This window comes from Methylobacterium crusticola, assembly GCF_003574465.1.
In the GTDB taxonomy this organism is placed as follows: Bacteria; Pseudomonadota; Alphaproteobacteria; order Rhizobiales; family Beijerinckiaceae; genus Methylobacterium; species Methylobacterium crusticola.
Map to the genome: position 1 here is coordinate 1 of NZ_QOWC01000096.1, position 18,574 is coordinate 18,574.

Below are 18,574 nucleotides of genomic sequence, written 5' to 3' on the forward strand. Positions count from 1 at the left end.
CGCGCCGGAGGTGGCGCGGCTCGCCCCGGCCGTGCCGCTGCCGGCGCCACGCCCTTCCGGGCTGCGCCCCGGGCCGGTCATGGAAACGCGGCGGCTGGCGGAGCGGCCGGTCTCGCCGCGGGCGAGGCTTGCCGCCCGCGCCGCGGCGGCCGCCGACGAGAGGTCGTTCTTCGAGAAGCTGCTCGGCCTGCAACCCTCGTCCGGGCAGGCCCTCTCCTACGCGGCGCTGGACGGCGGCGGAGGCCTCGCGACGCCGCCGCGGCGCCTCAGCCCCGTCCCCGACCCGTCCGCGCGGGCCGGCACCGCCGTCTACGACATCAGCGCCCGCCTGGTGTACCTGCCGGGCGGGGAGACGCTCGAGGCCCATTCCGGCCTCGGCAGCAGCATGGACGACCCGCGCGACGTGCACCTGCGCATGCGCGGCGCGACGCCGCCGGGCACCTACGACCTGACCGAGCGCGAGCAGCTCTTCCACGGCGTGCGCGCCCTGCGCCTCAATCCCGTGGGCGGCCCCGGCGCCATCTACGGCCGCAACGGCCTGCTCGCCCACACCTACATGCTCGGGCCGAGCGGCGCCTCGAACGGCTGCGTCTCCTTCAAGAGCTACGACAGGTTCCTGCAGGCCTACCTGCGGGGCGAGGTCCAGCGCCTCGTCGTCGTGGCCGGCCGCGGGCAGGACGGCCCGCCCGCGTCCCCCGGCAGCCGCTTCGGCCTGCTCGGCCGCTCGCTGCGCCACGACGGCGGCGCCTGAGGACGGCCTTGCCCCGCACGTCCCGGGCCGGTTCCGGGCGTGCGGCGCGACCGGCCCGGCGCGGCGGCAGAACCGGGCTGCCGGTTGACGTCCCGCCGATTCTCCCGATTGTCGTCTGGCGGCCGGGCCATCGGCCGCGGGCTCGCCCCGCGGTCCAGGCCGCGGGGCGAGCCCGGCACGGGCCGTCCCACGGCTCGGCCCCGCACCGGAGGAGGCGCCCGATGAGGCCCGTCGACAGCATCGCGGCCCTGGGCCGCGCGCGCACCGCGGCCTCGCCCGCGTCCCGGCTCCTCCGGGGCCTCGCCTGCGCGGCCGCGCTCGGCGCCGGGGCGGCGCGCGCCGCGGAGGGTGTGCCCGCCGCGCTCGTCGACGACCTCGTGGCCGCCAACCACATCCTGGCCGACCAGGGCGTGGTCGACGGCTTCGGCCACGTCAGCGTGCGGCACCCGGGCGACCCGAACCGGTTCCTGATGTCGCGCTCCCTGGCGCCGGCGCTCGTCAAGCCCGACGACATCATGGAGTTCGACCTCGACGGCAACGCCCTCGACGCCCGGGGCCGGGCCGTGTTCCTGGAGCGCTTCATCCACGGCGAGATCTACCGGGCCCGCGGCGACGTGCAGGCGGTCGTCCACAGCCACTCGCCCGCCGTGATCCCGTTCGGCATCACGGGCGCCCCCCTGCGAGCGGCCTACCACATCGCGGCCTTCCTGGCGGGCGGCGTGCCGGTCTTCGACATCCGGCAGGCCGCCGGCGCCACCGACATGCTGGTGCGCGACCCCGCCCTCGGCCGGGCGCTCGCCGCCACCCTGGGCGCCGGGCCGGTCGCGCTCATGCGCGGGCACGGCGACGTCGTGGTCGGCTCCACCATCCCGATGGCGGTGTTCCGCGCCGTCTACACGGAGGTGAACGCCCGCGTGCAGGGCCAGGCGATGGCGCTCGGCGGCCCGGTCACGTACCTCGACGCCGCCGAGAGCGAGAAGGCCGACAAGGCCCTGGACCAGATCCACCTGCGCGCCTGGGACCTGTGGAAGCGCAAGGCCGCCGAGGCCAGGTAGACGGGCCGGCGCGAACCGGCACGGACACGAACGGACGGGAGGAGAGCACATGGAAACCGGTCGTCGAGATTTCCTGATGGGCACGGTCGGCGTCGCGGCCGCGACAGCCGGGCTGGACCTGCGGCCCGCGGCCGCGGCGGCGCCCGAAGCCTTCGAGATGCCGCGCGACATGACGCTCCTCAACATGCGGCGCGGCAGCGGCTACGGCCTCGGCGTTAAGACCGACCGGGGCATCCTCGACGTCACGGCCGCGGCCGAGGCGCTGGGCCTGCCCGCGCCGGCCGACATGGACGACCTCCTCCAGAACGGACGCGGCGGCGTCCTCAGGGCCCTGGTCGACGCGGCTGCCGCGCGCGGGCCGCAATCCGCCTACCTGCGCGAGGAGGGCATCGCGTACGCGCCTCTGGTGACCCGGCCCGAGAAGATCATCATGATGGGCTTCAACTACCGGCACCACGCCGCCGAGACCGGCACGCCGATCCCGAAGGACCCGCCCCTCTTCAACAAGTACAACAACAGCCTCAACCACCACGGCGGCACCATCGCGCTCCCGACCGCGGTGGCGCGCGAGTTCGACTACGAGGTCGAGTTGGTGATCGTGTTCGGCCGGGCGTGCAGCAACGTGTCGGAGGCGGACGCGCTCGACTACGTGGCCGGCTACGCGACCGGCAACGACTTCAGCGCCCGCGACCTGCAGACGCTCACCTCGCAGTTCATGATCGGCAAGACCGCGGACGGCTTCGCGCCGCTCGGGCCCTACCTCGTCACCAGCGACCGCGTGAAGGACCCGAACAACCTGCGGCTCGAGACGCGCGTCAACGGCGTCCAGCGCCAGGACTGGAACACCAGCGACATGATCTTCAACTGCCGGCAGCTCATCAGCTTCGCCTCGAAGATGATGACGATCAAGCCGGGCGACATCTTCTACACGGGCACGCCGCACGGCGTGATCTTCGGCGAGAAGAAGCCCCGCGGCGAGCGGCAATGGCTCAAGCCCGGGGACGCGGTCGCGTGCAGCCTCGAGGGGCTCGGCGAACTGCGCTTCACGCTGGCCTGACCGGGGGCCCGCCCGCCGCGCTCTCGCCGTCCGCACGCGGCGGCGGCTCGCCGCGCACGCCGCGCCCGGGGACCGGCGTGACGCCGCACCACCCCGCCACGAAGAGCGCGAGGGTCTTCGTCAGGCGGCGCAGGGAATCGAGCTCGACGCGCTCGTCGAACGCGTGGGCGCGCTCCATCCGGGCCCCGAAGCAGAAGGCCGGGATGCCGTGATCGAGCCCGTAGAAGCGGGCGTCGGTCAGGCCGGTGAAGTAGGATTCCTCGAGGGGACCGCCGTAGACCCGGCCGTGGGCCTCGGCCAGCACCGCCTCGGCCGCCTCGGCCCCGGCGACCTCGTAGCCCGGCGACAGGAAGCCCGACCACACCACCTCCGGCGGGTTCCCGGCCAGGAAGGGATGGGCCGCGGCCGCGGCGGCGACGCAGGCCATGATCTCGGCCTGGCACTCCGCGACCCGCCAGCCCGGCAGGATGCCGATCCGGCAATCGACGTCGCACCAGGCCGGCACGCTCGAGGCCCAGTCCCCGCCCCGGATGATGCCGGGATTGAAGGTGAGCGGGTGCGCCAGCGTCCCGAAGTAGCGGGCGTCGCGCGCCCGCCCGTTCCACTCCGCCTCCAGGCCCTCGAGCGCCTGGATCAGGTGGTAGGCGGCCTTGATGGCGTTGGCGCCGGTCGCCGCGCGGGCCACGTGGGCCGGCTCGCCGCGCACGCGCAGGCGAAACCAGATCACCCCGACCTGCGCGCGCATGAGGCGCCCGTCCGTCGGTTCGGGGATCAGGCAGGCGTCGGCCCGGTAGCCGCGCTGGAGCGTCGAGAGGGCGCCGAGCCCCGTGCTCTCCTCCTCGATCACGGACTGGACGTGGATGCGGCCCGCCGGCGCGAGCCCGGCCGCCGCGAGGGCGTCGAGAGCGTAGAGCGCCGCGACGGTGCCGGACTTCATGTCGCCCGCCCCGCGGCCGTAGAGCCAGCCGTCCTCCACGACGGGCCCGAAGGGCGGGCGCGCCCACATGTCGAGGGGGCCGGCCGGGACGACGTCGCAATGGCCCTGAAAGATCAGGGAGCGTCCGGCCTCCCGGGCGGGCCGGTAGGTTCCCACCACCGTGCGGGCGCGCGAGAAGTCGGTCTCGACGGGACCGTAGCCCGGGAGCGCGGCGAGCTCCGCCTGGTCGATCCGCCAGTCGTCGACCTCGTAGCCGCGCGCGCGCAGGAGGCCGGCGACCATGTCCTGGCAGGGGCCCTCCTGCCCGCGGGTGCTCGGGATCGCGGTCAGCGCCACCGTGGTGGCGATCTGGCGCTCGAAGGCGGCGTCGACCGCCGCGAGGACCCGCTCCCGGTCCTCGGCCGACAGGGATGTCCGCTCGCTGGTGCCGTCCGTCATGCCATCCTGCCGCTCAGTGAGGGTGTGGGTCCCGGCGGCGATCCGCGCCCGGTCCCGGACCGCCCCGGTGAGGTGTAGGGCGCCTCCGGCCCCGTGAACACCTCCCGCGTCCCGGGCCGATGCGGCCGGTTCGCGATGCGGTGCTGCCGCCGGCGCCCCCGGCGCGTCGCGCGCGCCGCCGAATTGCCGAACGCGGCCGGCCCGGATAGCTGTCGGGCCGCGAACGGAGGTGTCCGCCATGATCGACCTGTACGCCTGGAACACGCCCAACGGCCGCAAGATCAGCGTGGCCCTCGAGGAGATGGGCCTGCCCTACCGCGTCGTGCCGGTGGACATCACCAAGGGCCGGCAATTCGACCCGGCGTTCCTGGCGATCAGCCCGAACAACCGCATTCCCGCCATCGTGGATCCGGACGGGCCGGACGGCGAGCCCTTCTCGGTGTTCGAGTCCGGCGCGATCCTCGTCTACCTCGGCGAGAAGACGGGCCGGTTCCTGCCCGGGGACCGCCGGCTCCGGGTGGCCGTGCTGGAATGGCTCATGTGGCAGATGGGCGGCTTCGGGCCCATGCCGGGCCAAGTCCACCACTTCCTGACCGTCGACGAGGCGGACCGCGCCTACGGGCTCGCGCGCTACCTCAAGGAGACCCGGCGGCTCTACGGCGTCCTCGACCGCCGCCTGGCCGGGGTCGAGTTCGTGGCCGGCCCGCTCTCGGTGGCGGACTTCGCCATCCTGGGCTGGGCCTGGCGCCACGAGCGCCACCAGGTGGACCTCGCCGACTATCCCCACGTGAAGCGCTGGTACGAGGCGCTGATGGAGCGGCCCGCCGTGAAGCGCGGATTCGCGGTCGCGCTGGGCTGACCGGCGGGGCGCCGGCCCCGTGCCCCACCCGCCCGCGGGGCGGCCCGCGCATTGACGGGCCGGCCGCCGCGGTGAGAGGAGGGGGCGCCGGAGTCGTCCGGTCGGCCGGGGGCGTGGCGCCTCGGCCGGCACGCCTCAGGAGGATGCCCGTGATCCCTCGACCCGTCCTGTCCTGCGGTGCGGCCCTCGGCCTCGCGGCGGCGCTCCTCGCGGCAGCCGCCGAGGCCGCCGAGGTCCGGGTGGTCAGCTCCGGCGGGTTCGCCGCCGCCTACCGCGCCCTCGCTCCGGCCTTCGAGCGCGACACCGGCCACACCCTGGTGGCGGAATGGGGCCCCTCGATGGGCCACACGCCGCAGGCGGTGCCGGCGCGGCTGGAGCGGGGCGAGCCGATCGACGTCGTCATCATGGTGGGCTACGCCCTCGACGACCTGATCGCGAAGGGCAGGGTCGAGGCCGCGAGCCGCACGCCGCTCGCGCGCTCCGGCATCGCGCTCGCCGTCCGCCAGGGCGCGCCGACGCCGGAGATCGGCACGCTCGACGACCTGCGCCGGACCCTGCTCGCCGCGCGGTCCATCGCCTACTCGGACAGCGCGAGCGGCGTCTACATCCGGACCGAGATGTTCGAGCGCCTCGGGATCGCCGACGCGGTCGCCGGCAAGGCCCGGATGATCCCGGCCGAGCCCGTCGGCGCCGTGGTGGCCCGCGGGGAGGCCGAGATCGGGTTCCAGCAGGTGAGCGAGCTGAAGCCGGTCGCCGGCATCACGATCGTCGGCCTCCTGCCCGCCGAGGCCCAGCTCTACACCGAGTTCTCGGCCGGGCAGGTGGCGGGCGACAAGGAGCCGGAGGCCGCCCGCGCGCTGATCCGGTTCCTCGGTTCCCCGGCGGCGGCCCGGGCCATCCGCGAGAGCGGGATGGAGCCGCTCACGGCCGCCTCCGGACCGGCCTCCGGCAGTCCGGCGCCGCGCTGAACCCGCGGGGGAGACGCGCTGCCTCCCGGGACCGCCCGCGCGCCGATTTAGGCCGCCCGCAGGTCGATCCGCGTGCCGGATTCCCCGTTGAGGAGCCGCCGCAGGTGAAAGCTCGCCAGGTGGTCGTCGGCCCGCAGGCCCACCAGGGACGCGAAGGCCGGCATGGCGGCGGGATCGCCCGCCGCGAGCTTGTCGAACGCCTCGCCGTAGCGCGTCGTGCCGGGATCGGCGTAGACGGCCGGGCTCAGCGGCTCGAAGGCGCGCAGGGCCTCGGCCTTGCCGCGCAGCACCAGGTCCCCGATCGGCCGCCCGCGAAAACCCTCCGCCCGCTCGGCCACCGCCGCGCTGATGCAGATCCGCGTACCCAGCGCCTTGTTGGCGGCCTCCAGCCGCGCCGCCGTGTTGATGGTGTCGCCGTAGGCCGTGTAGTCGAAGAAGCGGTCGCCGCCGAAATTGCCCACGATGGCCGGCCCGGCATGCACGCCGATCCGCGTCGCGCCGAGGTCGACGCCGCGCTCGCGCCATCGGACGCGCTGGGCCTCGGCGGCCTCGTCGAGGGCGAGCGCGCAGGCGACCGCCCGGCTGGCGTGGTCGGGCTGGTCGCCGGGCGCCCCGAACAGGACGTGGATTGCGTCGCCGACGATCTTGCCCACCGTGCCCTCGTGCGCGAAGACGATGCCGGTCATGAGGGCGAGGTAGCCGTTCAGCAATTCGGCGAGCAGGGCGGGGTCGAGGCTCTCGACGAGCGACGTGAAGCCGGCGACGTCCGTGAACAGCGAGGCGACGTCGCGCCGGTGCCCGCCCGGCGCGAGCGAGGAGGCGTCGGCCGCGAGCCGCTCGGCGAGGTTGGGCGAGAAGTAGCGCGACAGGGTCGCGTGCGCGCGCTCGGCCTCCACCTGGCGGCGGCGCACCTCCCGCATGGCCCGGACATGGAAGATGGTCCGGTCGACGGTGGTCTCGAAGTCGGTGAAGTCGATGGGCTTCGTCAGGAAGTCGAAGGCGCCGCGGTTCATGGCGACGCGGATGTTCGCCATGTCGCCGTAGGCCGAGACGATCACGGTCGAGAGCTTCTCGTCCGCCTCCTGGAGCTTGGCCAGCAGGGACAGGCCGTCCATGCGCGGCATGTTGATGTCGGAGACGACGAGGTCGACGTCCCGGTGCTCGGCGAGCAGCGCCAGGGCGTCGACGCCGTCGCGGGCGAACAGGAAGGTCACCGCCCCCTCGCGGATCCGGCGCCGGAACTTCTGGAGGATCAGGGCCTCGAGATCCGGCTCGTCGTCGACGACCAGGATCTTGGCGATGGCGGCCCCGAGGCTCATGCGGCGGCGTCGATCTCGGCGAGGCGCCGGTCGACCTCCTTGCGCAGCACCGTGAAGTCGATGGGCTTGACGAGGACGTCGGCGGCGCCGCCCTCGGCCGCCCTGCGGCGCGTCTCGGCGTCGCCGTAGGCCGTGATCATGATGACCGGGACGTCCGGGCAGGTCCGCTTCACCTGCGGCAGCAGCTCGAGGCCGGTCACGCCCGGCATGTTGATGTCCGAGAAGACCAGGATCAGGGTGCTGTCGCCCGGGGCGCGGATGCGCTCCAGCGCCTCGGCCGCCGAGTGCGCGAAGGCGAGGCCGAAGCGCCCGGCGCGCAGCTCGCGCCGGAACTGCTGCCGGAACAGGTCGGCGACGTCCGGCTCGTCGTCGACGACGAGGATCAGCACGCTCATGGGGCGCGTCCCGGAGCGGCCGCGCCGCCGCGGGGCAGCACGATCGTGAACTCGGTGAACGCGCCCGGTGCCGTCGCCACGTCGAGCGTGCCGCCGTGCTGCTTGACCACGATGTCGTGGCTGAGGGAGAGGCCGAGCCCGGTTCCCTCGCCGGCCGGCTTCGTGGTGAAGAACGGGTTGAACATCTTGGCCTTGACCTCGTCCGGGATGCCGGTGCCGTTGTCGCGGATGCGGATCTCGACCTTATCCCCGAGGTTGCGGGTCGCGGCAATCAGGGTCGGCGCGAAGCCGGGCTCCCCGCCCTCCGCCTCGCGCTTGCGCAGCGCGTAGAAGCCGTTGGTGATCAGGTTGAGGAGGACGCGGGTAATCTCCTGCGGGTAGAGCGCGAGCGTGCCGGCGCTCGGATCGAGGTCGCGCACCAGGGTCACGTTGAAGCCGGGCCTCTCGGCCCGCGCGCCGTGATACGCGAGGGCGAGGCTCTCCTCCACCAGCGCGTTCAGGTCGGCCTCGCGCCGCTCCCCCGAGCCCTCGCGGGAGTGCAGCAGCATGTTCTTGACGATCGAGTCGGCGCGCTTGCCGTGCTGGACGACCTTGGCGAGGTTGCCCTGGAGCAGGCCGATCAGCTCCTCGACCTCCTCCCGCGCCCGGCCGTCGAGGGCGCCCGCGTCGAGCGCCTCGCGCAGCTCGTCGAGCAGCTCGGCCGAGAGCGCCGAGAAGTTGTTGACGAAGTTCAGCGGGTTCTTGATCTCGTGGGCGATGCCGGCGGTGAGCTGGCCCAGGGAGGCGAGCTTCTCGGACTGGACGAGGCGGCTTTGCGCGGCCCGCAGGTCGGTGAGGGAGGCTGTCAGCTCCCCCGTGCGGGCCTGCACCTCCCCGAACAGGCGCGCGTTCTCGACCGCGATCACCGCCTGGTCGGCGAAGGTCTGGACGAGCTCGACCTGGCGGGCCGGGAAGGCGCCGGGCTCCGGCCGGGTCAGCACGAACACGCCCTCGACCGCTCCGTTGCGCAGGAGCGGGACGCCGAGCACGGCGCCGGCGCCGTGCTGGGCCTCGGGCGGGCCGGCGGGGTCGGGGATCTGCTCGACGGCACCCGAGCGCACGACCCGGGGCACGACCGCGTCCCGGCCCGCGAGGTCGGGATGCGCCCGGACGAAGCGCTCGCTCTCGGGCGCGAGGCCGGTCGCGGCGCCGAGCCGGTATCCGTCCCCGTCCCGCAGCACGATCACGACCCGCTCGACCCCGCACAGCTCCGCCGCCGAGCGGGTCAGGGTCGAGAGCACGGCCTCGAGGTCGAAGGCCGAGCGGCTGATGACCTTCAGGACCTCCGCGGTCGCGGTCTGCTGGCGCAGGGCCTCGTTCAGGTCGTGGGTGCGCTCGCCGACCTTCGCCTCCAGGGTCTCGTAGGAATCCTGGATCCGGCCGGCCATCTGGTTGAAGCGGTCGGCGAGCGTCTCGATCTCGTCGCCCGTGCGGATGGAGATCCGCTGCGTGAGGTCGCCGCCGCCCAGGCGCTCGGCGCCCTCCTGCAGCCGGCGGATCGGCACCACCATCCGGCGGGCCAGGAGCGTGCCCGCGACCGTGGCCAGCAGGAGGCCGAGGCCGAGGAGCGTCAGCGCCTGGTACAGGGCGGTGTAGACCGGCGCCATCGCCTCGGCCACCGGCGACTGGACGAAGACGATCCAGCCGACGCGCTCGATGCGGGCGTGCGCCGTGAGGACGCGGCGGCCGTCGAGGTCGAGGGTGATCTCGGGCTCCGTCTCGGGTCCGCCCGGCGACGCGAGAACGTGGCGGACCTGGGGCGTCCGGGAGAGGTCGGTGTCGCGCAGCACGAGGGTGAGGTCGGGATGCGCGATCAGCCGCCCCGTGTCGGACACCACGAAGGCGTAGCCCTTGTCGCCGACGTGGATCGCCGAGACCACGTCCCAGATGAGCTTGAGGTTCACCTCGGCGACCGTCACGCCCGGGTGCTTGCCCGCGTGCGCGACGGCGACCGTCATGTACGGCTCGGAGCCGCGCCGGAAGGTGACCGGGCCGAGCCAGACCTTGTCGGCGACGGCGCGCACGAAGCGCGGGTCGCCCGAGAAGTCGCGCCCGCTCCCGATCACGTCCGGCTCGAGCCGCGAGACCTTGAGCTGCTCCCGGCCGGCGGCGTCGAGGTAGGAGGCCTCGGTGATCGCCGGCGCCTGCCGGAGCAGCCGGATGAAGTCGTAGCGCTGCTGCTCGGGGGGCACGCGGCGCCACTCGGCCCGGGTGGTCCAGCCGATCTGGTTCTCGATCTCGGCGATGAAGGCGTCGACGCGCTCGGCCGCGGCGTGCGCCTTCTCCTGCTGCAACCGCACGGCGGTCCGCTTCGCCTCGTCGTAGTTGAGCCAGAGGTTCACGACGCCGTTGACGAGGAGCACGAGCGTGACGAGCCCGACCAGGGCCACGGCGAGCTTGACCGACAGCGGGACCCGCCGCAGCCGGGAGGCCGGCTCGCTCGGGCCGGACGCCGTCGCGCGGAGCGGTGTCGCCGCGGCCCCGCTCATTCGATCACCACGTCGGCGCTGCTGATGACGGAGTGCGGGACCGTGATGCCGAGGCTGCCCGCCGCCCTGAGGTTGATGAACAGCTCGACCTTCGTGACCTGCTGGACCGGCAGGTTCGCGGGCTTCTCGCCCGCGAGGATGCGGCCGGCATAGAGGCCCGCGTCGCGGTGCGACTGGTCGAAATCGCCGCCGTAGCTCATCAGGCCGCCCGCGTTGGGGAAGTCGCGCGACTGGGTGATCGCCGGGACGCGGTGGCGGGCCGCCAGCGCGGCGAGCGACTGGCTCCTGTACGCGAAGTACGGATCGGACGTGAACAGCATCCCGCCAGCCTCCCGCCGCGGGAACGAGGCGAACAGCGCCTCGAAATCCTGCTCGTTGCTGGCGTGCAGCAGGTGCAGCCGCAATCCGAAACGGTCCGCCGCCGCCCTCAGGTCGCTCACCTGCGCGGGGGCGGTGGGGCTCGTCGGGTTGACCGCGACCGCGAAGGCGGTGGCGGCCGGGAGCAGCGTGTGCATGAACTCGAGCCGCTTCGGCGTGACGCCGACGCTCAGGCTCGAGACGCCCGTGAGGTTGCCCCCCGGCCGGGCCAGGCTGCCCACCACGCCGAGGGCGACCGGGTCGCCGCCGAGCTCGAACACGATCGGGATGTCGGTGGTCGCCGCCTTGGCGGCGAGCACGACCTCGGCGCCGCCCGGCGCCACGATGACCGCCACCCGGCGCTCCGCCAGGTCCGCCGCGAGGGCCGGGAGCCGGCCGTACTGGCCGGCCGCCCACCGGAACTCGATCGCGACGTTGCGGCCCTCGACGTAGCCCGCCTCCGCCAGGCCCCGGCGGAACGCGACGAGGCGGCTGGCGTAGGGCCCCGGCGCCTCCGAGCCGAGGTAGCCGATCACCGGCAGCGCCGGCTGCCCGCCCGCCGGGGGCGCCCACAGGGCCGCGCCGCCGAGCACCAGGAGGACGTCGCGCCGCCTCATTCGATCACCTCGTCGGCCCGCCCGAGCAGCGAGGACGAGACCGTCAGGCCCAGCGCCGACGCGACCCGGAGATTGATCGCGAGCTCGTAGCGCAGGGGCGACTGCACCGGCAGGCTGCCGGGCTCCGCCCCGCGCAGGATCCGGTCGACGTACTCGGCCGCGCGCCGGTAGATCGCCAGGATGTCGGGCCCGTACGCCATCAGGCCGCCCTGGGCCGCGTAGTCGCGGAAGACCGAGATCGACGGGACGCGCAGGCGCCCGGTCGCCGCCGCGATCCGGCGGCGCTCGGCGTTGAGCAGCGGGTTCGGGAGCATGACCAGCCCCGTGCCGGGCGCGGCGGCGATGCGCGCGACCACCGCCTCGATCTCCTCCGGCCGCTCGATGGCGACGAGATGCATGGGGACGCCGTCCCGGCTCGAGGGCGCCAGCTTGCGCATCACCTCGGGGTAGAACGGCGTCGTCTGCGGATTGTAGATCAGGGCCGCCCGCGCCAGCCCGGGCGCGACCTCCCGCAGGACGTCCGGCCATTTCGGCAGGAGGTCGAGGTCGACGAGGGTGAAGCCGGTCAGGTTCGCGCCGGGGCGCGCGAGGCTCGCCACGATGCCGAGCCCGACCGGGTCGACGATGGTGGCCATCACGACCGGGATCGTGCGCGTGGCGCGCGCCAGGGCGATCGCGGCGGGCGTGGAGCTCGTGACGATCACGTCGGGCCGGCGCTCGACGACGCGCCGCGCGGCGGCCTCGATCCTCTCGGCCCGGCCGTCCGTCCACTCGAGGTCGAAGCGCAGGTTGCGGCCCTCGGTCCAGCCGAGCTCGGCGAGCTCCTCCTTGAGGGCCGCGACGCGGGCGAGGCTGTCGGCGTCGTCGGCGCGCCCGCCGCCGCTCAGGACGGCGATCCGGCGCACCGGCCCGTTCTCGGCCCGGGCCCGCGCGGCCGCGAGGCCCGCCCCCAGGCCGAGCAGGACCGCGCGGCGCCTCACTCGATCACCTCGTCCACGCTCGCGAGGAGCATCGGCGGGATCGTCAGGCCGAGCGCCGCCGCGGTCCTGGCGTTGAGAACGAGCTTGAAGCGGACCGGCCGCTCCACGGGCGGGAGCGGGCGGCCCGGGCCCGCCTCCAGGATCCGCCGCGTGAGCGCACCGAGCTGCCGGAACATGCCCTGTGCCTCGGGCCCGTAGCCGAGCAGGCCGCCGGCCTCGGCGAATTCCGGGAGCTGGTTGATCGCCGGCAGGCGGTAGCGGGCGGACAGCTCGGCCATCTGCCGGACGCGGCCGCCGAACAGGGGCGAGGACAGCATCAGCAGGCCTCCGGCCCCGGCCGCGTGGAGCGCCGCGAAGGCGGGCTCGATCTCCGCCGCGGCCTGGATGCCGGCGACCTCGAGCGGGAGGTTCAGGCGCGCGGCGGCCTCCCGGGCGGCGCGCACCTGGAGCGTGCCCGCCGCCCCGTGCCACAGCACGCCCACCTTCGGGGCGCCGCCGGCGGCCTCCACGAGGAGCTGGAGGCACTTGGCGGTGAACTCGGGCAGGTCGAGGAAGAGGCCCGTGAGGCTGCGGCCCGGCTGGCCGAGGCTCTCGACCCAGCCGTTTGCGACCGGATCCGACTCGAGGTCGAGGGCGACAACCGGCATCGCGAGGCTGGCGGTGCGGACCGCGCCCACGGCCGGCGGGCTGACGGCGCAGAGCGCCTGGACCTGCTCGGCGGCGAGCTCGGCCACGAGGGCCGGCAGCCGGGCGAGGTCGTTGGAGGCCGTGCGGGTGACGATCTCGGGCGAGCCCGGCGGCGGCGCGAAGCCGGTGCGGAACGCCGCGACCCGCGAGTCGACGTAGGCCTGCTCGCCCGGGTGCAGGAACCCCACCCGCCAGGGCCGGGGCTCGGCGCGGCCCGGACGGGCGAGGGTCGCCGCCAGGGAGCCGGCGAGGAGCGCCCGCCTGTTCATCCGACCACCCGGTGGACGCCGGCAGGGCGGCGACCGCCCGTGCGGGCGCGCCGGCGCGCGCCGTCGGGCGGGCCATTACCGGGACAGGCCCTCCGGTCGGCCTGGCGAGTGAGGCGGGGCGGCATCGGCCTCGGGCCTCTCGGCGAACGATCGCCCCGAGCTTACCGCAGCCGCCGGCACCGCGATAGCACGCGGCGGCCGACCGTCGCCCGCGCGGCGCCGCCCGGGCCAGTGAGGGCACGGACGCATCGCGGCTTGCGGAAGGCCGTCGCGGTCACCTAATGCATCCGACGCACCCCGGTGCAGCAACAAGGACCTGTCGGATGAGTGATGGATTTCCGTCCATGACGGCTCTTCTGGGCCTCCTCGCGTTGGCTGGCTACCAGAACAGGGACAAGCTCGCGGAAATGCTGGGCGGAGGCGGGCAGGGGAGCGCTGCCCCGTCCGGCCAGCAGGGCGGACAGGGTGGCCTGGGCGGACAGGGTGGCCTGGGCGGCCTCCTCAGGAACCTCGGCGCCGCCGCCGGTGGCGCGGGGGCGGGCGGCTTCCTGAACAGCGGCCTGGGTGAGATGCTGGAGCGTTTCCGGCAGAACGGCCAGGGCGCCGCCGCGCAGTCGTGGGTGAACCACGGCCCGAACCAGGAGATCGGGCCCCCGCAGCTCGAGGCCGCGATCGGGCCGGACGTCCTGGCGACGCTGACGCACCACACCGGGCTCTCGCGGGAGGAGCTGCTCGCGCGGCTCTCCCGCAACCTGCCCCAGGCCGTCGACCGGTACACGCCGGACGGCAGGCTGCCGGCCTGAGACCCAGCGAGACCCGGCGCCCGTTCCGGTCGAGCGGGCGCCGGCCCTCCGTTCCTGCCCGGCTGGCACGTCTTCGTCGGGTAGTCGGGGCCTCCAGCGAGCCGGCGCCCCGGTCGCCGAAGAACCTCACCGCGATCTCGTCGCCCCAAGCCCGGAGCAGGCGCGTGGTGTCGACCGCCTGCCGGCGGAACACGGCGTCGTGCCGCGCGACGCATCGGCAACCCGCCCGCGCCGCTGGCGCACGCGCAGCGGGACGCTGCCAGGGATGACGGGTCCGCGAGCTGGCGCCGTCTCCGGGAGGACGACCGAGGCCGACGCGATGGTACGCGGGGCGCGACGGAGCCGCGAGCGGACCGCCTCGGGTCGCGGGTCGCGCCTCCTGTCCCGACCGCGCGAGCGCCGGCCGGGCGCCCGGCGGGCCGGCCCCTCGCTCAGGACCGGTTGGCGAGAACGCGGCGGACCCGTGCCTGCGCGCGGACGAGGAAGGCGCTCAGCGCGTCGACGAGCTCGATCTGCCCGCGGGCGATCAGCAGGTCATCGGCCTGCCCGCGGGTTGCGGGGCGGCTCTTCGCCGGAATGGTGGTGGGCATCGGTGTCTTCCCCTGGGCGGACCGGATCCCTCTCGGCCCGTCCCGGTCAAGGTGGGGATTTTGTTGCAGTGCAACAACGCGGCTCGGCGGGAGGGCGACCTGCGTCGCACGCATGTGCCCGGGACCGCCCCGGAGGGGCCGAGGACGGCCGGAGCGCCCGGCCCGGCCGGCACCCCGTATCTCTGCGCGAGGGAGTGTACTAACCTTCGCCGTCCGGCGGATGCCTCCCCGGACGGTCCCGCCGGGCGTCCTCGCCCGGATCCGAGAGCCGCCCGGGATGAGCGGCGACGTCCGGCGCGCCCCGGGACCGAGCCGCCACGCCATCGGAGTGCCTGATGCACGCTCGCCTCGCCCGCGCCGCCCTTCTCGCCGCCGTCGCGCTGCCCCTCGGCGCGGCCGGCCACGCCGCGGCGCAGAGTCCCGCCCAGGACTACGCCTACCAGCAGCCGCGCCTCCGGCAGGCCTGCCGTCCACCCCTCAAGTTCGCGGCCGGCGCCTGCGTCCGGCGCTGCCCGGCCGGCTACCGGAACATCGGCGGCTACTGCCGGCAGAGAGACGGAGGAGGGTGGTAGCGACCTCCCGGCCGGGACGGAGCCGCGGGGAACGCCCCGCGAGGCGCCGACGCCGGTGCGCCGCCGTGCCTCGAACCGGCCGCCGCCGGGATCAGTAGCCGTAATAGGAGGGCCCGGGGCCGTCGTACCCGTAGGCCGGGGCCGGGTAGTCGTAGCGGGGCGCCTGCGAGGCGGCGATCGCGCCACCGATGATCCCCAGGGCCGCGCCGGCCGCGAGCGCGCCGCCGACGCCCGGGCCGCGGCGGTAGCCGTAGGGGCGATAGCCACCGCGGTAGCCGCCGCGGTAGGCGTAGCCGCCGTGGTATCCCCCGCCCCGGTAGCCCGGCCGCGCCTCGGCGGCCGGAGCCACGAGCAGGGAGCCCGCGAAGGCCGCGACGGCGGCAGAGAGAACCAACGTCTTCATGATCGTCCCCGGATGCTGGGTTCACCGGTTGATCTAACGATGCCGGCGATGAACCGCCCCTGAACCGCCGAGCTTCCATGGACCGAGGCGCGAGCGGGACACGCGCGGGGCCCCGCCGGCCGGTCCCGGCGGGTGCGACCGGACCGGGCCGGCATGCCCGCCCCGCGAATCACGCCTGCCGCCGAGGAGGCGACCGTGGCACTCTGGCCGGGCAATGACGATCAGCACACGCGACGCACGAGCGGCCCTGGCCCGATCCTGGTCCGAGCTCCTCGCCTCCGATCCGGGCGGCCTGCGCTTCCGCTCGGCCTGCCGGACCACGCTCTGCGTGGCCGTGACGGCGCTCGTCTTCGTGCCGTTCCTGGTCGCGCACGAGCTGCCGGTCGCCGCGCCCGCCGTGGCCGTCGTGCTGGCCCTCATGAGCGCCTCGCTGCCGCGCGAGCCGGCCCCGCGCCAGCGCCTCGCCACGATCCTGGCGATGGCCGCGGCGGCCGCCGCCACGACGGTCCTGGGCGCGCTCCTGGCGGCGCAGCCCCTCCTCGGGCAGGCGGCCTTCCTGGCGATCCTCTTCGGGGCGATCGCCCTCCAGTCCTGGGGACCGCGGGCCGTCGCGGTCGGCCTCACGGCCGTCGTCAACACGTACCTCGTGCTCTTCCTGCGCGCCGAGCCCGGCCACCTGCTGGCGATCCTGCCGGCGGTCCCGGTGGCGGTCGCGATCGTCGCGGTCGTCAGCTTCGTCGTCGTGCCGGAGCGCCCGCTCGCGGCGGCCCGGCGGGTCGTGCGCGCGGTCGAGCGGCAGGGTGCCAGGCTCGTGCACGCGAGCCTGAGCGCCGCCCGGGACCGCGGCACGCCCTCGCGGCTGCGGCTGCGGCGCCTGTTCGGCGTGCTCAACGAGTCGATCCTGATGGTCGAGGACCATATCGCGGCCGTCGATGCCGAGGCCGGGGAGGCGCTCAGCCTCGCGCTGCTGCGCTTCGAGCTCGCGTTGATCAGCCTCTCGGCCGGCCTCATGGCCGCGCAGCCGATGAGCCGGCGCGAGGCGGCGCTCACCCGCCTGCTGGCGCTCAGGCTCGCGGCCGGGCGGCGCACCCAGCTGCGCACCCCCCTCGGGCGGCCGGAGACGCCCCTCGGCACCGCGGTGACCGACGTCGACGACGCCGCGCTCGGCGTCGCGCGCACGCTCGAGGCCGTCTCGGGCCGCCTGGCGCGAAAGGGCCCGGCCGGCGCGGCAGGGCCCGGCGGCGCGCGGCAGCCGCCGGCGTGGCGGCCGGCGATCCGCGCCGTGACGGCGGCCTTCCTGAGCATGGTCGGGGGCCACCTCGCGTCGCCGGACCGGTGGTTCTGGGCCGTCCTCACCGCCTACCTCGTCTTCCTCGGGGCGCGCTCGAGCGGCGACACCATCCACAAGGGCGCCGAGCGGGTCGGGGGCACCCTCGTCGGCCTCGTGGCCGGGGTCGTGGTCAGCGTCGCGCTGGCGGGCCATCCCGTCCTGGAAGTCTCGGCGCTGCTCGTCTGCATCTTCGCCCTGGCCTACGTCTTCGCCATCTCGCAGGTGCTGGCGATCTTCTGCGTGACCATCATCCTGGGGCTGGTCTACAGCCTGCTCGGCACGCCGGCCGAGACGATCCTGGTGCTGCGCCTCGAGGAGACGGCGATCGGCGCCGCGGCCGCGGTCCTGGTGAGCCTCTACGTCCTGCCGGCGCCCACGCACGCGCACGTGCACCGGGTCGGCGGCGATCTCGTCTCGGCCCTCGCGCGGGTGCTGCGGGTCAGTGCGCGGCGCCTGGCGGGCGACGCCGCCGCGACACCCGTGGCGGAGATCCGGCGCGCCGACCGCCTCCTGCGCGACCTGCGCGCGGCGCTGCGTCCGCTGCGCGCCCACCACGCCTTCGTCTGGTGGGCGAGGCGCCCCTCGGAACTGCCGGCGATCCTCGCCTGCGTGTTCTGGGTCCGCGTCCTGGCGATGATCAGCGTCGCGGATCCGGCGGAGGTGGACCGCAGCCTCGTTCCCGCCAAGGTCGATGCCCTGGCCGACCGGCTCGAGGCTTTCGCGAGCGCCCGCGGGCCCGAGCCCGAATCCGCGCCGGCGCGGCGCAACGTCCCGCTCGAGATCGGCGTCGCCCATATTGGGCGCGCCAGGGCCGTGCTGCTCGATCTAGCGATCGCCAACCTCGAGGGCATCGTCGGGCTGATGCGGGATCGTCTCCACCACGACGGCTGGGGCGCCCTGGTGTCGCGGCGCCCCCTCTAGGGCGGCACCCGCGCGTGGCCATGCCGGTGCCGCGCCCGGTCCCCGTCGCGGCGCGCTCCCTCGCGCCGGACCGGCATCCGCGTCGGCGGTGGAGCGCGCGGAGAGACGCGCGGCCCGGTGGTGGACCGCACGATCACGGCCGAGCAAAGCAGGTCCGATGATGTCGCGCCGCAGCCAAGGGCCTCCGGGACAGGCATCGCCAGGCTAAGATGCTGAGGACAGTGATGATTGCAGGGTCCCAAGCGGCACGGCCGCCCGGCGGCACAGATCACGCCGGGTCCCGCCAGCGGCCCGGGAAGCCGCAAGCCTCGCAACTACTTACGCGTTAATGACTGGATGGTCACGCGGGATCCGGACAGAAGGTCCGGTCACTCAGGTATACTTTCGCCGGGAATCTGCCTATGCTGCCTGAATCAGCAAGCAGAGGTTTCATCATTGGGCGGCCCGGCGACGCATGTTTTCTCGTGAGGGGGACGAGTCGTATATGTCAGGCAATCAGGTCGTGAAATTGTGCAGGGATACGCGCGCGGAGGCACCGACGTACCGCGCCTACCTGATCGGCGCGGGCAATCACATCGTCGCGGTCCACGTCATCGACGCGCGGAGCGACGAGGAGGCCGCGGCCGGCGCCCGCGCGATCGCCGGGACGGCGAGAGCCGAAGTCTGGGACCGCGGCCGCCGCATCGTCCAGCTCGGGCCCGACGCGCCCCGCGACGCCGGGTGACGCCCGGCGCGGGC

At 74.7% G+C, this 18,574-nt stretch carries 18 protein-coding genes; 9 read left to right on the forward strand and 9 right to left on the reverse strand.

Translation table 11 applies throughout. From position 1 onward, the window contains the following. The 3 genes from DT057_RS21565 to DT057_RS21575 all read left to right on the forward strand — a co-directional run. Positions 1 to 751: DUF2778 domain-containing protein (locus DT057_RS21565; protein ID WP_162501461.1), on the forward strand; the 751-nt coding region annotated here is incomplete at its 5' end. A gap of 221 nt (positions 752 to 972) precedes the next feature. Next, the gene (locus tag DT057_RS21570; RefSeq protein ID WP_128564165.1) at positions 973 to 1,806 is read left to right on the forward strand and encodes a class II aldolase/adducin family protein; all 834 of its coding nucleotides are present in this window, start codon (positions 973 to 975) and stop codon (positions 1,804 to 1,806) included. Positions 1,807 to 1,855: 49 nt separating this feature from the next. Continuing rightward, complete coding sequence (locus DT057_RS21575) at positions 1,856 to 2,863, forward strand: fumarylacetoacetate hydrolase family protein (protein WP_128564166.1); 1,008 nt, start codon at positions 1,856 to 1,858, stop codon at positions 2,861 to 2,863. On the opposite strand, the gene DT057_RS21580 is transcribed toward DT057_RS21575, so the two are convergent. Beyond that, positions 2,850 to 4,238 (reverse strand): ArgE/DapE family deacylase, encoded by a 1,389-nt coding sequence (locus DT057_RS21580; protein WP_128564167.1) that lies wholly within the window; start codon positions 4,236 to 4,238, stop codon positions 2,850 to 2,852. The two genes, DT057_RS21575 and DT057_RS21580, sit on opposite strands and share 14 nt — an antisense overlap. Before the next feature lie 238 nt (positions 4,239 to 4,476). Here DT057_RS21580 and DT057_RS21585 point away from each other — a divergent pair, with 238 nt between their 5' ends. Both DT057_RS21585 and DT057_RS21590 read left to right on the forward strand, forming a co-directional pair. Next, positions 4,477 to 5,097, forward strand: a complete 621-nt coding sequence (locus tag DT057_RS21585; protein ID WP_128564168.1) for a glutathione S-transferase family protein — start codon at positions 4,477 to 4,479, stop codon at positions 5,095 to 5,097. Between the two features lie 149 nt (positions 5,098 to 5,246). Then, on the forward strand, positions 5,247 to 6,065 hold the full coding sequence (locus DT057_RS21590; RefSeq protein ID WP_407068153.1) for a substrate-binding domain-containing protein: 819 nt from the start codon (positions 5,247 to 5,249) through the stop codon (positions 6,063 to 6,065). A 47-nt stretch (positions 6,066 to 6,112) separates the two neighbouring features. Here DT057_RS21590 and DT057_RS21595 read toward each other — a convergent pair whose 3' ends face one another. From DT057_RS21595 to DT057_RS21620, 6 genes are read right to left on the reverse strand one after another with little or no spacing between them, the layout of a single operon-like run. Continuing rightward, entirely contained in the window at positions 6,113 to 7,384 is a 1,272-nt protein-coding gene (locus DT057_RS21595; RefSeq protein ID WP_128564170.1) for an adenylate/guanylate cyclase domain-containing protein, read from the reverse strand. Beyond that, a complete protein-coding gene (locus DT057_RS21600) occupies positions 7,381 to 7,779 on the reverse strand; it encodes a response regulator (protein WP_128564171.1) in 399 nt (132 codons plus the stop codon). The genes DT057_RS21595 and DT057_RS21600 overlap by 4 nt, the downstream gene beginning before the upstream one ends. Continuing rightward, entirely contained in the window at positions 7,776 to 10,307 is a 2,532-nt protein-coding gene (locus DT057_RS21605; RefSeq protein WP_128564172.1) for an ATP-binding protein, read from the reverse strand. The genes DT057_RS21600 and DT057_RS21605 overlap by 4 nt, the downstream gene beginning before the upstream one ends. Then, the gene (locus DT057_RS21610; protein ID WP_128564173.1) at positions 10,304 to 11,281 is read right to left on the reverse strand and encodes an ABC transporter substrate-binding protein; all 978 of its coding nucleotides are present in this window, start codon (positions 11,279 to 11,281) and stop codon (positions 10,304 to 10,306) included. Before DT057_RS21610 ends, DT057_RS21605 begins: the two co-directional genes overlap by 4 nt. Next, complete coding sequence (locus DT057_RS21615; protein ID WP_128564174.1) at positions 11,278 to 12,261, reverse strand: ABC transporter substrate-binding protein; 984 nt, start codon at positions 12,259 to 12,261, stop codon at positions 11,278 to 11,280. The genes DT057_RS21610 and DT057_RS21615 overlap by 4 nt, the downstream gene beginning before the upstream one ends. Beyond that, positions 12,258 to 13,217 (reverse strand): ABC transporter substrate binding protein, encoded by a 960-nt coding sequence (locus tag DT057_RS21620; protein ID WP_128564175.1) that lies wholly within the window; start codon positions 13,215 to 13,217, stop codon positions 12,258 to 12,260. The genes DT057_RS21615 and DT057_RS21620 overlap by 4 nt, the downstream gene beginning before the upstream one ends. 323 nt (positions 13,218 to 13,540) lie before the next feature. Here DT057_RS21620 and DT057_RS21625 point away from each other — a divergent pair, with 323 nt between their 5' ends. Beyond that, the gene (locus DT057_RS21625) at positions 13,541 to 14,020 is read left to right on the forward strand and encodes a YidB family protein (RefSeq protein ID WP_128564176.1); all 480 of its coding nucleotides are present in this window, start codon (positions 13,541 to 13,543) and stop codon (positions 14,018 to 14,020) included. 431 nt (positions 14,021 to 14,451) lie between these two features. Here DT057_RS21625 and DT057_RS35565 read toward each other — a convergent pair whose 3' ends face one another. Beyond that, positions 14,452 to 14,610, reverse strand: a complete 159-nt coding sequence (locus tag DT057_RS35565) for a hypothetical protein (RefSeq protein WP_162501462.1) — start codon at positions 14,608 to 14,610, stop codon at positions 14,452 to 14,454. Positions 14,611 to 14,945: 335 nt separating this feature from the next. On the opposite strand from DT057_RS35565, the gene DT057_RS21630 reads away from it, so the two are divergent. After that, positions 14,946 to 15,182: a hypothetical protein gene (locus DT057_RS21630; protein WP_128564177.1), complete on the forward strand. Its 237-nt coding sequence runs from the start codon at positions 14,946 to 14,948 to the stop codon at positions 15,180 to 15,182. Positions 15,183 to 15,273: 91 nt separating this feature from the next. Here DT057_RS21630 and DT057_RS21635 read toward each other — a convergent pair whose 3' ends face one another. After that, the gene (locus DT057_RS21635) at positions 15,274 to 15,585 is read right to left on the reverse strand and encodes a hypothetical protein (protein ID WP_128564178.1); all 312 of its coding nucleotides are present in this window, start codon (positions 15,583 to 15,585) and stop codon (positions 15,274 to 15,276) included. A 214-nt stretch (positions 15,586 to 15,799) separates the two neighbouring features. Here DT057_RS21635 and DT057_RS21640 point away from each other — a divergent pair, with 214 nt between their 5' ends. Both DT057_RS21640 and DT057_RS21645 read left to right on the forward strand, forming a co-directional pair. Next, entirely contained in the window at positions 15,800 to 17,836 is a 2,037-nt protein-coding gene (locus tag DT057_RS21640) for an FUSC family protein (RefSeq protein ID WP_128564179.1), read from the forward strand. 484 nt (positions 17,837 to 18,320) lie between these two features. Then, the gene (locus DT057_RS21645) at positions 18,321 to 18,560 is read left to right on the forward strand and encodes a hypothetical protein (RefSeq protein ID WP_128564180.1); all 240 of its coding nucleotides are present in this window, start codon (positions 18,321 to 18,323) and stop codon (positions 18,558 to 18,560) included. Positions 18,561 to 18,574: the final 14 nt, after the last annotated feature.

Excerpts from the sequence above, each read along its gene's own strand:
- DT057_RS21570 (WP_128564165.1), top strand. The coding sequence starts at position 973 with ATGAGGCCCGTCGACAGCATCGCGGCCCTGGGCCGCGCGCGCACCGCG.
- DT057_RS21575 (WP_128564166.1), top strand. The coding sequence starts at position 1,856 with ATGGAAACCGGTCGTCGAGATTTCCTGATGGGCACGGTCGGCGTCGCG.
- DT057_RS21580 (WP_128564167.1), bottom strand. The coding sequence starts at position 4,238 with ATGACGGACGGCACCAGCGAGCGGACATCCCTGTCGGCCGAGGACCGG.
- DT057_RS21585 (WP_128564168.1), top strand. The coding sequence starts at position 4,477 with ATGATCGACCTGTACGCCTGGAACACGCCCAACGGCCGCAAGATCAGC.
- DT057_RS21595 (WP_128564170.1), bottom strand. The coding sequence starts at position 7,384 with ATGAGCCTCGGGGCCGCCATCGCCAAGATCCTGGTCGTCGACGACGAG.
- DT057_RS21600 (WP_128564171.1), bottom strand. The coding sequence starts at position 7,779 with ATGAGCGTGCTGATCCTCGTCGTCGACGACGAGCCGGACGTCGCCGAC.
- DT057_RS21605 (WP_128564172.1), bottom strand. The coding sequence starts at position 10,307 with ATGAGCGGGGCCGCGGCGACACCGCTCCGCGCGACGGCGTCCGGCCCG.
- DT057_RS21610 (WP_128564173.1), bottom strand. The coding sequence starts at position 11,281 with ATGAGGCGGCGCGACGTCCTCCTGGTGCTCGGCGGCGCGGCCCTGTGG.
- DT057_RS21620 (WP_128564175.1), bottom strand. The coding sequence starts at position 13,217 with ATGAACAGGCGGGCGCTCCTCGCCGGCTCCCTGGCGGCGACCCTCGCC.
- DT057_RS21625 (WP_128564176.1), top strand. The coding sequence starts at position 13,541 with ATGAGTGATGGATTTCCGTCCATGACGGCTCTTCTGGGCCTCCTCGCG.
- DT057_RS35565 (WP_162501462.1), bottom strand. The coding sequence starts at position 14,610 with ATGCCCACCACCATTCCGGCGAAGAGCCGCCCCGCAACCCGCGGGCAG.
- DT057_RS21630 (WP_128564177.1), top strand. The coding sequence starts at position 14,946 with ATGCACGCTCGCCTCGCCCGCGCCGCCCTTCTCGCCGCCGTCGCGCTG.
- DT057_RS21635 (WP_128564178.1), bottom strand. The coding sequence starts at position 15,585 with ATGAAGACGTTGGTTCTCTCTGCCGCCGTCGCGGCCTTCGCGGGCTCC.
- DT057_RS21640 (WP_128564179.1), top strand. The coding sequence starts at position 15,800 with ATGACGATCAGCACACGCGACGCACGAGCGGCCCTGGCCCGATCCTGG.
- DT057_RS21645 (WP_128564180.1), top strand. The coding sequence starts at position 18,321 with ATGTCAGGCAATCAGGTCGTGAAATTGTGCAGGGATACGCGCGCGGAG.